Here is a 14,127-nt window from a genome sequence, read left to right as displayed (position 1 = left end):
CCGCCGGGCTGCGCCGGCACGAGCGGCGTACCGTCGCGCAGCGCGGGACCGGCCCCGGCGAGCGCCGCCGTGATCCGGTCGGTCACGGCCTGCGGCATCTCCGGCGCGGGGCCCGCGGCCCAGCCGGCCAGATCCGCGCCGACCAGGTCGACCGCGTCGGTGAGATTCTCGTACGCGGCCCGCCACGCCGGGTCCTGCTCGACCAGCCGGGCCACTGTCGCCTGCTCGGGGGTGCCGTCCAGCGCCCCGCCGAGGTAGTCGGCGAGCAGGTCGTGGTCGACCTCGCTGAACTCCCGGGAAGTCACGGCTCCTCCTGGCTGACGGCCTGCCGGGACGCTCCCGACGAGGATCCGACGCCCTCGGGGCGTCTGCGGTTCCCGGAGGTGAGCCGCGGCACGTCCTCGGCCGGTGCGTCGGCGCCGGTCCGCAGGTGACCGAGCAGGACGGCGAGGCGGGCCCGGCCCCTGGCGCACCGGCTCTTGACCGTTCCCTCGGCGACGCCGAGCATGGCGGCGACCTCGGCCACCGGGTAGCCCTGCACGTCGACCAGGACCAGCGCGGCCCGTTGTTCGGCCGGCAACGCCGCGAGGGCCTGCCGGACCACGAGCGCGGTGTCGTGGTCGCGGGCCGGCGCGGCCGGTTCCGGGCCGCCGGTGTGCCGGCCGGGTTCGCCGTCGGTGTGCACGCCGTCCGGCAGCGGGACGGTGGCATGGGTCTGCCGCCGCCGGATCCGGTCCAGGCAGGCGTTCACCACGATGCGGTGCAGCCAGGTGGTGACCGCCGAGTCGCCCCGGAACCGGGCCGCCGCGCGGTGCGCCGACAGCATGGCGTCCTGGAGGGCGTCGGCGGCCTCCTCACGGTCGCCGATCGTCCGCAGCGCGACCGCCCAGAGGCGGTCCCGGTGCCGCTGGAACAGTTCGGTGAAGGCGTCCCGGTCGCCGGCCACGTGCGCCCGCAGCAGCTCCAGGTCGGAGCGGCCGGGTGGCAGGCCGTCGCGTTCCGCCATCACCACATCCGGCGGCGGTGGCGCGGCGGGGACGGCGGCCGGGTCACGAGCCCTGGACCACGATCTCCTGGACGCCGAGCTTCCAGGTGTTGCCGTTGTCCTTCGCCGGCAGCTTGGTGATCCAGAACAGCAGGTACTGGTACTTCTGGTCCGGCTCGAAGGCGTTGAAGATCATCTTGGTGCCGCCGTCCTCGTTCGGCGGCCCGACCAGCGTCGAGTAGGCGTTGACGAGCTGCTTGTCGCCCGAGGAGCTGGACGGGAAGTCGCCGCGGGTGCCGGCGCGCAACTCGACCGTGGCGCCGGTGGCCGAGAGCGTGGCCTCCAACTGCTTGACCGAGTGCGGGGCGCCCAGGTCGATCCAGACGCCCATGCCCTTCTTGATGCCGCCGAACTTGGCGTTCGTCCGGTAGGTGTTGGTCTCCCAGCCCTCGTCGTCGTCCCCGTCGATGACCTTCTCGGCGTTGCGCACCTCGGCGCGGTCGCCGTCCGGGTCGATGATCCGGACGTCCACGATGGTGAGCTTGCGAACCTGCGCGGCGGGCTCGGCCCCACCCCCGGTGGCCGGCGCGCTGTTCGACGGCTGAGCGACCGGCTCCTTGTCGCCGTCGTCGCCGCCACCGAGCGCGTTGATGCCGATGAGCAGCCCGACCAGGGCGACCGCCAGCAGGCCGGCGATGCCGATGGCGACCTTGCGGCCACCGGCCGCGGCCAGCGGGGAGGGCTCCTCGCCGGGGTCGGCGGTGAAGCGCAGCGGGCCGGCCTGCTCCAGGAACTGCTCGTCGGCGGGGATGTCGAGCCGGCTCAGCTCGGCGGCCAGCACGTCCGACGACGGCGGGGGGATCTCCGGGTCGAGCAGGTCCATGGTCAGGTCGTCGAGGTAGGCCGGCACCCCGGCGCGCATCTGCCGGGGTGCGGCGATGGCGCCGCCGGCGTCCCGGACGGCGTCCGGCAGGGCGGCGCGGCCGTGCCCGGCGGTGGCGCCGTGCAGCGGGGCCTCGCCGTGCGGCCAGTGCCCGGTCAGGGCGAAGTAGAGCACCCCGCCGACCGCGCGCAGGTCGTTCTCCTGGCTGTCCGCGCCGTCGGTACGCGCATCGGCGAGCACCACCCGGCCGTCGTCGCTGATCATGACGGTGCCGGGGTGGAGGTTGCCGTGCACCATGCCGGTGGCGTGCACGGCGGCGAGGGCGCTGGCGACGGCGTTGCCGATCGCGGTGGCCCGGGCCGGGTCCAGCGGCCCGTCAGCGGCGACCATCTCGCGCAGCGACTGCCCGTCGACCCACTCGCGGACCACGTAGGCCCGGTCGTCCTCGTCGATCGCGTCGTAGACGCCGACCAGGTTGGGGTGGATGACGCGGCTCGCGGCGACCGCGGCCTGAAGCATCTCGGTGGCGGAGTCGCCACCCGGGTAGCGGAGGACCACGGCGACGGGACGGCGGAGCACCACGTCGACACCGCGCCAGACCAACCGGCCCGCGCTGTCGTTGTTGATGTGCTCGACCAGTTCGTACCGCTCCGCGAGCAGCTCACCGACCGTGGGAGCACCGAAGGTCACGACCGCAGGAGAGGTCTCCTCCGCTTCCTGACCCTCGCCGACCTGGGTCACCCGTCCTCCCTCGGTGATCGCGTCGATCGATGGACCCGTGCTGCTGGGCATGTGGCTTCCCGCTCTGCCTTCGGTGGAACGGCCGCGGTGTCGACACCCGCGTCGATCCCGGTCGTACCCGTCGAGAGCGACCTTACCCGGGATGCCCGGTTCTCCGACATGTCATCTTCCCGCTGTGACCGGCCGGAAGGCCAGTCGCCGCGGGCCCCGGCCGGGTCGCCCGCCCACCCGGCGGGCGAGCCGGACACGCACCGCCAATCTAGAGGTTGACGGCAAGGAGGCGGCACAGGGGCGTACCGGTGCGGCGGCGGGGAGGTTTTCCCCGCCCCGGCCTGCGCTCCCTCGTCCGTACGGTTGGTTGTCCACAGGCCGAGAGGCCCATTGGACGGCGGAATTCCAAGTTATCCACAGCCGTATCCCCAGCCTGGTGATCCTCGTTCACCGTCGGTCACCGAGGGGGTCAACGCCCGAGGCGCCGCCGGACCATCCCGACCACCTCGGTGATCTCGCCGATCCGCAGCACCATGGCGAGCCCCAGATAGGTCGCGCCGATCGCCGCGCCGCCGATCACCAACTGGACCGCCGCGGCGAGCCAGCTCAGGCTCTCCGGGTCGCCGGGGAGCACCGCGACCACGAGCAGGCCGACGACCGCCGCGCCGAGGGCCGCCACGACCACCCGGCCGAGCGTCCGCATGATCCCGCCCAGCCCGATCCGGCCCACCCGGGGCCGCAGCAGCATCGCCGAGATGATCGCCGCCGCCAGGTACGACACCGCGTTGCCGAGCATCATCCCGGCCGCCGCGAACGTGTTCGAGAAGAGCAGGAACAGGCCCACCTGGAGCAGCACGCGCAGCGCCACCACCGGAATGTTGATCAGAGCCGGGGTACGGGTGTCCGGCAGCGCGTAGAACGCGAAGGTGAAGAGCTGGCTCACCGCGAACGGCACCAGGCCGAGCGCCGCCACCAGCAGCACCGTCGAGGTGGCCACCGCGTTGTCGCCGGTGAACGCGCCGTACCGGAACACCACCACCGAGATCGGGGCGGCCAGCACCGCGTAGCAGACCGCGATGGGCGCGAGCACCGCGGTGACCATCCGGGTGCCCCGGGACAGGTCGGCGGTGACGTCGTGGAACCGGTTCTCGGCCGCCGCCGCGCTCATCCGGGGCATCAGCGCCGTGATGATCGAGACCGCGATGATGCCGTGCGCCATCATCAGCAGCAGGAACACGTTGTTGTAGATCAGCAGGCCGGCGTTCTCGCCGTCCCCGCCGGCGGCCCGGTTGAGCAGGTTGACCACCACGAAGAGGCCGAGCTGGTTGACCGCGACGTAGCAGAACATCCAGGCGCCGAGCCGGGCCAGCTCGCGCAGCCCCAGCTCGCGGAAGTCGAACCGCGCCTTCCACCGGAAGCCGACCTTGCGCAGCGCGGGCAGCAGGCCGACCGCCTGCACCGCCACGCCCAGCAGCGTGCCGCCGCCGACCAGCAGGATCCGGTCCCAGCCCACCTCCTCGGGCCGGAGACCGGTCGCGCCGAAGACGACGATGTACAGGCCGAACGTGCCGATCGAGACGAGATTGTTGAGGATCGGCGCCCACATCGGGGCGGCGAAGTGCCCCCTGGTGTTGAGCACCGCGGCGATCAGCGCGCTGATGCCGGTGAAGAACAGCATCGGCAGCATCAGGTACGACAGCCGGGTGACGAGCGTGGTGTACGCCGGATCGTCGCCGCCGGCCGCGTACACGGCGGTCAGCACCGGGGCCAGCAGCACCGCGATCAGCGCGGTCGCGGCGAGCGCCAGCACCGCGAGGGTCAGCAGGCGCTGCGCGTACGCCTCGCCCCGGTCCGCGTCGATCTTGCGGCGGCGCACCAGCACCGGCACCAGGACGCTCGTCAGCACGCCGCCGAGCAGGAACTCGTACACCTGGTTGGGCAGGAACTGGGCGGTGGTGAACGCGTCGCCGACCATCGTGCCGAGCGCGGCACCGATCATCAGGTTGCGGATGAACCCCGTACCCCGGCTCACCAGGCTGCCGATCGCCATCACCGCGCTGTTCGCCGCGGCGCTGGTCTCGGCGACCACCTCCTGCGGCGGCGCGACGGCCTCGACGCCGGGCTGGTTCAGCGGCTCGGCCGAGATGAAGGTGGCGCCGTCGTCCGGCGGCAGGCCGTCGCCGTGCGCGTTCGCGCTGCGGTAGAGCCCGCCGCTCATCTGCCAGCCTCCAGGGGGTACGTGGCGACCGGGCCCGGCCGGCCCCGCCCAACCGGAACCTTAGTCAACCCGGACCCGTTACCCGCGCCCGGCGCGGTCGATCCACCTCCGGCCCGATAGGCTGGCGATCCCATGTCCGAAGCCTCCGCCTCCCACGCCGCCGACCGCCGCGAACTGACCGCCGCGCAGCGCAACGCCGTCGCCGAACTGCTCCGAGTCTCGCCGGTCGCCGACGAGCTGGGCCGGCGCTTCGCCCGGGCCGGTCACGAACTGCACCTGGTGGGCGGATCCGTCCGCGACGCGCTGCTCGGGCGGCTCGGAAACGACCTCGACTTCTGCACCGACGCCCACCCGGACGAAACCATCAAGGTCATCCGCGGCTGGGCGGAGTCGATCTGGGAGACCGGGCGCGAGTTCGGCACCATCGCCTGCCAGCGAGACGGCCTCAACCTGGAGATCACCACGTTCCGCGCGGAGGTCTACGACCAGGTCAGCCGCAACCCGGTGGTGCAGTACGGCACGAGCCTGACCGAGGACCTCAAGCGCCGCGACTTCACCGTCAACGCGATGGCGGTCAGCCTGCCCGACCACCGGTTCACCGACCCGTACGGCGGGCTGGCCGACCTGGCCGCCAAGATCATCCGTACCCCCGGGACGCCGCAGGAGTCGTTCCGCGACGACCCGCTGCGGATGCTGCGCGCGGCCCGGTTCGCCGCCCAGCTCCGCTTCGCCGTCCACCCGGACGTCCGCGCGGCGATGACCGAGATGGCCGGCGACCTGGACCGGATCACCGCCGAGCGGATCCGGGACGAGTTCACCAAGCTGCTCTGCGGCGCCGACCCGATCACCGGGCTGCGCCTGCTCGTCGACACCGGCCTGGCCGAGCGCTTCCTGCCCGAGCTGACCGGCCTGAAGCTCACCATCGACGAGCACGCCCAGCACAAGGACGTCTACGAGCACACGCTCACAGTGGTCAGCAACGCCATGTCGCTGGAGTCCGACGGCTGCGACTTCGTGCTGCGGATGGCCGCGCTCATGCACGACGTCGGCAAGCCGGCCACCAAGGCGGTCGGCGCGGACGGCCGGGTCAGCTTCCACCACCACGAGGTGGTCGGCGCCCGTCTGACCAAGAACCGGATGAAGGCGATGCGCTACTCCAAGGAGATCACCTCCCAGGTGGTCAAGCTGGTCGGGCTGCACCTGCGCTTCTACGGGTACGGCCGGGGCGAGTGGACCGACTCGGCGGTCCGCCGGTACGTCACCGACGCCGGTGACCTGCTGTCCCGGCTGCACAAGCTGACCCGCTCCGACTGCACCACCCGTAACCGGCGCAAGGCGGCCCAGCTCGCGGCCGACTACGACGCGCTGGAGGAGCGGATCGCCCGGATCGCCGCCGAGGAGGACCTGGCCCGGGTCCGGCCCGACCTGGACGGCAACGCGATCATGGAGCTGCTCGGCGTACCGCCGGGGCCGGTGGTCGGCCGGGCCTGGCAGCACCTCAAGGAGCTGCGCCTGGAGCGCGGGCCGCTGGACCGCGACGAGGCCGAGGCGGAGCTGCTGCGCTGGGCGCGCGAGGAGGGCGTCACCGGCTGAGGCCGGCGTCGCGAATCGGACGACGATACGCCGGCGTGTCGACCGAACGGTTGACCCGCTCCGGTCGATGTCTCCCGCATGATGAGTCATCGGCAGCCGCCGAATCGACAGATGCGGCTGTTCTGATTCATCCGCCCGTCCGATCCGGACGGTCGCTGGACACGGGGAGACAATTCGTGACACGTCGTGGCGGCTTGCGCCGCTCCGCGCTCGTGGGGCTCGCCCTCACCAGCGCCACCTCCATCCTCTGCGCCACAGTCGCCGGGCCGGCCCTCGCCGACCCGAAGCGACCGCCGGTCCGTGGCGCCGGCACGGCCGAGGCGGTGCCCGGCCGGTACATCGTGGTCCTCAAGAAGGGCAAGGCCACCCCGGCCAAGGTGAAGTCCGCCGCGTCCGCGCTGGCCGGCGAGCACGGCGGCACCGTCCGCCGGGTCTTCGGCAAGGCGCTGAACGGCTACTCGGCCACCATGGACGCCCGGCAGGCCGCGCGGCTCGCCGCCGACCCGGACGTCGAGTACGTCCAGCAGGTCCAGCGCTGGAGCACCGCCGGCACCCAGACCACCCCGCCGTGGGGCCTGGACCGCATCGACCAGCTCAAGACCCGCACCGACGGCAAGTACACCTACCCGTCGACCGGCGCCGGGGTGACCGCGTACGTGATCGACACCGGCATCGACATCGACCACCAGGACTTCGGCGGGCGCGCCCGCAACGGCTACGACGCGGTCGAGCAGGACGACGTCGCGCAGGACTGCGACGGGCACGGCACGCACGTGGCGGGCACGATCGGCGGTACGACGTACGGCGTCGCCAAGGGAGTCGACCTGGTCGCCGTCCGGGTCCTCGACTGCTCCGGCAGCGGCGACACCGAGCAGGTGATCGCCGGCATCGAGTGGGTCACCGCCAACGCCACCGGGCCGTCCGTCGCCAACATGAGCCTCGGCGTCGATCGCGTCGACCAGGCCGTGAACGACGCGGTCACCCGTTCGATCGCCTCCGGCATCACCTACGCCGTCGCGGCCGGCAACAGCATGCAGGACGCCTGCGGCTCCTCGCCGGCGAGCGTGCCCGCCGCCATCACCGTCGGCGCCACCGACCGGGTCGACATGCGCGCCTGGTTCTCCAACTACGGCCGCTGCCTGGACCTGTTCGCGCCCGGCACCGGCATCGTCTCGGCCAAGGCCGGCAGCAGCGCCGGCACGGAGTCGATGAGCGGCACCTCGATGGCGTCCCCGCACGTGGCGGGCGCCGCCGCGCTGCTGCTGGAGGAGCACCCGGCCTGGTCGCCGCAGCAGGTACGCGACTCGGTCGTGACCACCGGCATCGGCGGCGCGGTGCACGACATCATGGGCTCCACCGACCGGCTGCTGCACATCGGCTCGGCCGTGACGGCCCGCGGCTCGTACGGGCTCAAGGCCCGCGTCAACGGCCGTTACGTCACGGCGGAGAGCGCCGGGGCGAAGCCGCTGATCGCCCGGGGCACCTCCATCGGCGCCTGGGAGAAGTACGACGTGGTCGACGCCGGCGGAGGCCTGTTCGGCCTGCGGGCGCGGGTCACGAACAAGTTCGTCACGGCGGAGAGCGCCGGGGCGAAGCCGCTGATCGCCCGCTCGGCCACCATCGGCGCGTGGGAGAAGTTCCAGATCGTCGACAACACCGACGGCACGATCAGCCTGAAGGCGGCGATCAACGGCAAGTACGTCACCGCGCCGAGCGCCACCTCCCCGCTGATCGCCAGCAAGACCGCGATCGGCACCGCCGAGAAGTTCGACTTCGACGCCCCGGCGCCCCTCGTAAGCATCAAGTCGGTGGCCAGTGGCAAGTTCGTGACGGCGGAGAGCGCCGGGGCGAAGCCGCTGATCGCCCGCTCGGCGACCGTCGGCGCCTGGGAGAAGTACGAGCTGGTTAACGTCGGTGACGGCTACGGCACCTTCGGCCTGAAGGCCCAGATCAACGGCAAGTTCGTGACGGCGGAGAGCGCCGGGGCGAAGCCGCTGATCGCCCGGGGCGCCTCGATCGGCGCGTGGGAGGGGATGTCGTTCCTCGACTACAACGCCGACGGCTCGGTCTACCTGTACGCGAACATCAACGAGAAGGCGGTCACCGCCGGCAGCGCCGGCACGAGCCAGCTCATCGCCAGCCGGACCATCGACTGGAACAGCCCGACCCTCGGCCTGGGCGCCGGCGAGAAGTTCGTCGTCGCCGTGCTCTGACCCGTACCACCGCACGACGCCCGCCGGCTCCCCGAGGGGAACCGGCGGGCGTCGTCGTCACTGGGTGACGGTGCTGCCGTCCACTGTGGTCTTGCCGTTGTGCTGGGCGCTGCTGCCCAGCCGCGCCAGCAGCCCGGCCAGGTCGATGCCGGTCAGGTCGCTGCCGAGCTGGAGGCCCTGGGCGACGTTGCCGGCCACCGACTTGGTCAGCGAGGACGCGCCGTCCGTGGAGATCACCGTCATCTTGTCGATCGCGCCGATCGGGGCGCTGGCCGCGCCGACCACCTCGGGCAGCACCTTGACCAGCAGGTCCAGGACGGCCGCCTCGCCGTACGCGGCGAACGCCTCGGCCTTGCGGGCCATCGCGTCGGCCTCGGCCTGACCCTTCGCGAGGATGGCCGCGGCCTCGGCCTGGCCCTCCCGCTCGACCGCCTCGGCGATCGCGGAACGACGGCGCTGCTCGGCCTCACCCTCCTTGGCGCCCTCGATCGCGTTCGCCTCGGCCAGTGCGGCCCGGCGGGCCCGCTCGCCCTCACCGGTGAGGCGGGCCTGCTCGGCGGAGGCCTGCGCGGCAGCGATCGTGGCCTGCCGCTGCGCGTCGGCGTTGAGCACCGCCGCGTTGCGGTTCGCCTCGGCCTCCTGCTCCACCTTGTACCGTGCGGCGTCGGCCGGCTTGCGCACCTCGGTGTCGAGCTGGCGCTGCTTCAGCTCGGCGTTGCGCTCGGCCACCTTCTGCTGCTCGGAGAGGATCGCCTGGTCCCGCTCGGCCTGCGCGAGCGGACCGGCCGCTGCCGACCTCGCCTTCGCCGCGTCGATCTCGGCCTGGATGCCGGCCTGCTTGAGCGCCAGGTTCCGGTTAGCCTCGGCGATCGCCTCCTCGGCGAGCAGCCGCTCCTGCTCGGCCTGCTGGCGGGCCCGCGCCTCGGCGATGGCCGCGTCCTTGAGCACGCGGGCCGCCTCCGGCCGTCCCAGGTCCTGGAGGTAGGAACCCTCGGCCAGGATGTCCTGGAGCTGGAAGGTGTCCAGCACCAGGCCCTGGTTGGTCATCGAGTGCTCGGCCTCCTCGGCGACCGCGCTGGCGAACGCCGCCCGGTCCCGGATGATCTCCTCGACGGTGAGCCGCCCGACGATCGAGCGGAGCGCGCCGGCCAGCACCTCGCGGGTGAAGTTGTCGATCTCCTCCTGCTGGTTCAGGAAGCGCTGGGCGGCGGCGCGGATCGCGTCCTCGGTGCCGCCCACCTTGACGATCGCGACGCCGTGCAGCTCGGTGCGGATGCCCTGCTTGCTCACCGCGCCGCGGATGCTGACGTCGATCCGGCGGCTGGACAGGTCGAGCGACTGGAGCTTCTGCACCACCGGCAGCACGAACACCGAGGCGCCGAGCACGACCTTCTGCCCGGACATGTCGGTGGCCCGGCCGCCGTCGGCGGTCTGGGTGGTGCGGCCCTTGCGGCCGGTGACGATGAACGCCTGGTTCGGCCCGGCCACCTTGATCCGGGACAACACGAAGAGGACGAGGACGACGGCGAGGAGGACCGCGCCGCCGATGGCGACGAGCAGGGGCATGGGGGTTCCCGTCTGTGTGGTGGTGTCAGTAGGTCTCGACGTGCACGCTGGTCTCGCTCAGGGCTTCGACCACGAAGATCCGGGTGCCGACCGGGATCGGCCCGTCGGCGCGGGCGTTGAGCTTCACCGGCTGGCCGGCGAGGCGTACCCGCACCTCGCCGTAGCCGCCGTTGGGGATCGGCGTCACCACCAGCCCGATCGCGCCGGCCAGGTGGTCGCGGGTGGGTGTGGCGTCGGTGCGCATGTTGCGGGCCGCGCGGCTCAGCCGGGCCGCCAGCCAGCCGGTGGGCACGGCGGCGAGCGCGCCGCCGGCCACCGCCGCCGCGATCATTCCGGGGGTACGACCCCCGAGCAGTTCGTTGACGATCGCGCCGCCGAACCCGAACGCCCCGGTGAACCCGGCGGCCGCCTCCAGCGACACCGGCCCGTCGACGTCCGGCTGGCCGAGGTGGAGCACTCCCGAGCCGAGCAGGGCGAGCGTCAGCACGCCCACACCGACCCCGCCGATGATCAGGAAAATGAGCGTCCCGGTGGCCATGACCTGCACGGTATCGACGCCGTGCAACATCGACTTCGTTCAGCGGACGTCCAGCGGCGGGTCAGGGCCGGTCGGGGAGAATGTCGGCGGTCGCGCGACAATGGGTGACATGCGCTGGACCGTGCTCGACTCCCCGATCGGGGAGTTCTCCGTCGGCACCGACGACGACGCGGTGCGCGGCGCGCACTTCGGCCGGGTGGACGGGGCGTCGGACGAACCCGGCGACGCGGTGGCCCGGCTGGCGGTGGCGGAGCTGCGGGCGTACTTCGCCGGTGAGCTGACCGAGTTCACCGTGCCGGTGTCGGCGCCCCGGGGCTCGGAGTTCGAGCGCGCCGTGTGGCGGGAGATGACCCGCATCCCGTACGGGGAGACGGCTACCTACGGCGAGGTGGCGAAGGCGGTCGGTGATCCGGGTGGCGCCCGGGCGGTCGGGGTGGCCTGCAACCGCAATCCGGTGCCGGTGATCGTGCCCTGTCACCGGATCGTCGGCGCGGGCGGCAAGCTGGTCGGCTTCGGCGGCGGGCTGCCGCGCAAGGTGACGCTGCTGGAGCTGGAGGCGTCGGTGGCGCTGCGGCGCGCCTGGTCCTGACGTACGCGAAGAAGGAAGGCCGGGTCCGCGCGGACCCGGCCTTCCTTCTGGTGCGTGTCAGCGTGTCAGCGCTCGATCTCGCCGGCGATGAACGCCTCGACGGCGGCGTGCGCGTCGTGGTCGGCGTACTGCTCCGGCGGGGACTTCATGAAGTACGAGGAGGCGGAGAGGATCGGGCCACCGATCTTCCGGTCCAGCGCGATCTTCGCGGCGCGGACGGCGTCGATGATGACACCGGCCGAGTTCGGCGAGTCCCACACCTCGAGCTTCAGCTCCGCGTTGAGCGGGGTGTCACCGAAGGAACGGCCCTCCAGGCGGATGTACGCCCACTTGCGGTCGTCCAGCCACGGCACGTGGTCGGACGGGCCGATGTGCACGTCGCTCTTGCTCATCTCGTGCGGGATCTGGGAGGTCACCGACTGGGTCTTCGAGATCTTCTTCGAGACCAGGCGGTTGCGCTCCAGCATGTTCATGAAGTCCATGTTGCCGCCGAAGTTGAGCTGGTACGTGCGCAGCAGCTCGACACCGCGGTCCTCGAAGAGCTTCGCCAGGGCGCGGTGCACGATGGTGGCGCCGACCTGGCTCTTGATGTCGTCGCCGACGATCGGCAGACCGGCGTCGGTGAACTTCTTCGCCCACTCCGGGTCCGAGGCGATGAACACCGGCAGGGCGTTCACGAACGCGCAGCCGGCGTCGATCGCGGCCTGGGCGTAGAACTTGTCGGCCGCCTCGGAGCCCACCGGGAGGTAGGAGACCACCACGTCGACCTGCGCGTCGCGCAGCGCCTGCGCCACGTCGACCGGCGCGGCGTCCGACTCCTCGACGATCTCGCGGTAGTACTGGCCGAGACCGTCGAAGGTCGGGCCGCGCTGCACGGTGACGCCGGTCGGCGGCACGTCGCAGAGCTTGATCGTGTTGTTCTCGCTGGCGACGATCGCCTCCGCGAGGTCCATGCCCACCTTCTTGGCGTCCACGTCGAACGCCGCGACGAACTTCACGTCCGAGACGTGGTAGTCGCCGAAGGTGACGTGCATGAGACCCGGGACGCGGTCGTTCGGGTCGGCGTTCCGGTAGTACTCCACGCCCTGTACGAGGGACGAGGCGCAGTTACCCACACCGACGATGGCGACGCGGACGGAGCCCATAGCGTCTGCCTCCTTCTTCTTCATCACGGCCGCTCTGTCCTGGACGTTCCAGGCGTGGGCGGGCTGTCGTTGTCTCCTCGGCCACCGGCCGTCCCGGGTCGCGGGTCGGCCGGGGCCCGGCCGGAGCGCTCGTTGGCGATGAGCTCCTCCAGCCAGCGGACCTCGCGCTCACAGGCGTCGAGCCCGTGGCGTTGCAGTTCCAGGGTGTACGCGTCGAGCCGCTCGGCTGCCCGGCCGAGCACGTCACGAAGACCTTCGCGACGTTCCTCGATCTTGCGGCGACGACCTTCCAGGATCCGGAGCCGGGTGGCCTGGTCGGTCCGGGCGAAGAACGCGAAGTGCACGCCGAAGCCCGTGTCGTCGTACGTCTCGGGTCCAGCCTGCGCTATGAGCTGGGCGAAGCGTTCCTTGCCCTCCGCGGTAATGGTGTAGACCACCCGACCGCGTCGGCTGGTCAGCGCGGGAACCTCCTCGGCGGTGGCGGGTGTCTCGGCGGCTTCGGCGATCCATCCCGCCGCCTGCAGCCGGCGCAGGGTCGGGTAGAGAGAGCCGTAGCTGATCGCCGCCCGGATGGCGCCGAGCTTGGCGGTCAGCTCCTTGCGCAGCTCGTAGCCGTGCATGGGCGCCTCCTGCAGGAGGCCGAGGATGGCGAGCTCGAGCACGGGCCATCCCTTCTTTTCCCCCTGCGCGGAGTGCTAACCGCCGCGATGTATCGGACCGATACATCGCACGTTAGCGGAGAGGCGAGGGTGGGGCAAACCCCTGCTTACGCGACGCGATCATCACGGATCGTGACCGTGGTCGCCTGGGTTCGCCGGAGCGCGTACCCTTTCCCGCATGCGTACGCAGCGCCAGGTCGTCGACTACTCGCTCCAGAAGCGGGCTGTGCTGCGTGAACTGCTCGCCGGGCGGATCGGCACGTACGACGTCTGCGACGCCTCGCCGTACCTGAAGAACGCTGCTCGTTTCCACGGCGAGCCGACCGACCACCGCTGCCCGATCTGCCGCAGCGAGAACCTGATCCACGTCCACTACATTTACGGTGACGAACTCAAGCAGTCGGCCGGCCAGGCGCGTACCCGGGCCGAGTTGCCCGTCCTGGCCATGACGCTGCGTGAGTTCCAGGTGTTCGTGGTGGAGGTCTGCCCCGGCTGCGACTGGAACCATCTCGTCGAGCAGTTCCTGCTCGGCCGGGACGGTCTCGCGGGCGAGGCGGAGGACGCGGACGAATCGGTCGCGGCCAACGGCTCCACCCCTCGGCGAAGGCGAGAGGCGCAACGGTGAACGTGGCTGTCCCGATCGTTGCCGGCCCATTCCCCGGGTGGCAGAAGCGACAGCCTTTAAGCGTAATTGGTCCGAATAGGTCGGATTTGACGGGCGCGCGCCGGTACCGCCGGCGGGTAACGTCCCGTGTTCCAGCTCACGGCAACCCGGTGGCGGCGCCCTCGCGCCCCACCGCGACCGGCAGGGTGTGAGGAATGAACTACGGCGATCCCAGTTCTTCGCGTGGGCGGGCCCAGATCCCGGGCCCGAACGGCGACCCCGGTTCCGAAGGGAACTGGGGCGGGAACGGTTGGTCCGGCGCGGCGGAGGGCGGCGCCTCGGCGCGCGCCTCCGCGACACCGTACGGCGCGGGCGGCCGGGCCTCGGTCGGCGGCGCCGCTC

Annotated in this window: 12 protein-coding genes and 1 pseudogene; 5 read left to right on the top strand and 8 right to left on the bottom strand. The window is 71.9% G+C overall.

Annotated elements, in window-relative coordinates; translation table 11 throughout:
* The 4 genes and pseudogenes from AC2CHG_RS24205 to murJ all read right to left on the bottom strand — a co-directional run.
* A pseudogene (locus tag AC2CHG_RS24205) lies at window positions 1-305 on the bottom strand (hypothetical protein); the annotation flags it as partial.
* Complete coding sequence (sigM, locus tag AC2CHG_RS24200; protein ID WP_484525643.1) at window positions 302-1,006, bottom strand: RNA polymerase sigma factor SigM; 705 nt, start codon at window positions 1,004-1,006, stop codon at window positions 302-304. The gene sigM and the pseudogene AC2CHG_RS24205, both read right to left, overlap by 4 nt.
* A gap of 43 nt (window positions 1,007-1,049) precedes the next feature.
* Window positions 1,050-2,660 carry a protein kinase family protein gene (locus AC2CHG_RS24195; protein ID WP_262012917.1) on the bottom strand — a complete coding sequence of 537 codons (1,611 nt, stop codon included), beginning with the start codon at window positions 2,658-2,660 and terminating at the stop codon, window positions 1,050-1,052.
* A 409-nt stretch (window positions 2,661-3,069) separates the two neighbouring features.
* Complete coding sequence (gene murJ / locus AC2CHG_RS24190; RefSeq protein WP_262012918.1) at window positions 3,070-4,818, bottom strand: murein biosynthesis integral membrane protein MurJ; 1,749 nt, start codon at window positions 4,816-4,818, stop codon at window positions 3,070-3,072.
* Between the two features lie 132 nt (window positions 4,819-4,950).
* On the opposite strand from murJ, the gene AC2CHG_RS24185 reads away from it, so the two are divergent.
* Both AC2CHG_RS24185 and AC2CHG_RS24180 read left to right on the top strand, forming a co-directional pair.
* On the top strand, window positions 4,951-6,411 hold the full coding sequence (locus AC2CHG_RS24185) for a CCA tRNA nucleotidyltransferase (protein ID WP_262012919.1): 1,461 nt from the start codon (window positions 4,951-4,953) through the stop codon (window positions 6,409-6,411).
* A 176-nt stretch (window positions 6,412-6,587) separates the two neighbouring features.
* Window positions 6,588-8,624, top strand: a complete 2,037-nt coding sequence (locus AC2CHG_RS24180; protein WP_484525642.1) for a S8 family serine peptidase — start codon at window positions 6,588-6,590, stop codon at window positions 8,622-8,624.
* A 57-nt stretch (window positions 8,625-8,681) separates the two neighbouring features.
* Here AC2CHG_RS24180 and AC2CHG_RS24175 read toward each other — a convergent pair whose 3' ends face one another.
* Together AC2CHG_RS24175 and AC2CHG_RS24170 are read right to left on the bottom strand one after the other, a co-directional pair.
* Window positions 8,682-10,190, bottom strand: a complete 1,509-nt coding sequence (locus tag AC2CHG_RS24175; RefSeq protein ID WP_262012921.1) for a flotillin family protein — start codon at window positions 10,188-10,190, stop codon at window positions 8,682-8,684.
* A 25-nt stretch (window positions 10,191-10,215) separates the two neighbouring features.
* Window positions 10,216-10,758, bottom strand: coding sequence for a hypothetical protein (locus tag AC2CHG_RS24170; protein ID WP_355509483.1), 543 nt, complete (start codon window positions 10,756-10,758; stop codon window positions 10,216-10,218).
* A 79-nt stretch (window positions 10,759-10,837) separates the two neighbouring features.
* Here AC2CHG_RS24170 and AC2CHG_RS24165 point away from each other — a divergent pair, with 79 nt between their 5' ends.
* Window positions 10,838-11,317, top strand: a complete 480-nt coding sequence (locus AC2CHG_RS24165) for a methylated-DNA--[protein]-cysteine S-methyltransferase (protein ID WP_355509481.1) — start codon at window positions 10,838-10,840, stop codon at window positions 11,315-11,317.
* Between the two features lie 65 nt (window positions 11,318-11,382).
* Here the strand turns inward: AC2CHG_RS24165 and AC2CHG_RS24160 are convergent, their stop codons facing one another.
* Both AC2CHG_RS24160 and AC2CHG_RS24155 read right to left on the bottom strand, forming a co-directional pair.
* Complete coding sequence (locus tag AC2CHG_RS24160) at window positions 11,383-12,462, bottom strand: inositol-3-phosphate synthase (protein WP_366625881.1); 1,080 nt, start codon at window positions 12,460-12,462, stop codon at window positions 11,383-11,385.
* Between the two features lie 23 nt (window positions 12,463-12,485).
* The gene (locus AC2CHG_RS24155) at window positions 12,486-13,124 is read right to left on the bottom strand and encodes a PadR family transcriptional regulator (RefSeq protein WP_120572535.1); all 639 of its coding nucleotides are present in this window, start codon (window positions 13,122-13,124) and stop codon (window positions 12,486-12,488) included.
* Window positions 13,125-13,299: 175 nt separating this feature from the next.
* Here AC2CHG_RS24155 and AC2CHG_RS24150 point away from each other — a divergent pair, with 175 nt between their 5' ends.
* Window positions 13,300-13,746, top strand: coding sequence for a DUF5318 domain-containing protein (locus tag AC2CHG_RS24150; RefSeq protein WP_013289362.1), 447 nt, complete (start codon window positions 13,300-13,302; stop codon window positions 13,744-13,746).
* 194 nt (window positions 13,747-13,940) lie between these two features.
* A partial coding sequence (locus tag AC2CHG_RS24145) for a hypothetical protein (RefSeq protein WP_484525641.1) occupies window positions 13,941-14,127 on the top strand: 187 nt, incomplete at its 3' end.

It is taken from the genome of Micromonospora sp. ATLC20 (genome assembly GCF_057196585.1).
Note: the sequence above shows the minus strand (reverse complement) of the source record. Positions and strands in the feature narration are given on the sequence as shown.